The 279-nt window shown below is 71.3% G+C and carries 1 protein-coding gene; it reads left to right on the forward strand.

The genetic code is table 11. The features are described from left to right. On the forward strand, positions 1 to 279 hold a 279-nt coding region (locus tag AB1L88_RS26990), incomplete at both ends, for a DUF5996 family protein (protein WP_367099823.1).

Genomic DNA, 279 nt, shown 5'->3' on the forward strand with positions numbered 1-279 from the left:
GTCGGCCCGGGGCCTGACGACGTCGCCGATCCCGTACGGCGGGACCCTCTTCGAGCTGACCTTCGACTTCCTCGACCAGGAGCTGGTGATCCAGTCGGCGGCCGGCGATCGGCGCGTCGTCCCGCTGCGGAGCCAGTCCGTGGCCGAGTTCTATCGGGCGGTGATGGACGGGACCCGGGCGATCGGGGTCGACGTGCCCATCTACACCGTGCCGAGCGAGCTGGCCGACGGCATCCCCTTCGAGGAGGACACCGAGCGCCGGGAATACGACCCCGGGGC

It is taken from the genome of Tautonia sp. JC769, from assembly GCF_040717455.1.
Lineage (GTDB): Bacteria > Planctomycetota > Planctomycetia > Isosphaerales > Isosphaeraceae > Tautonia.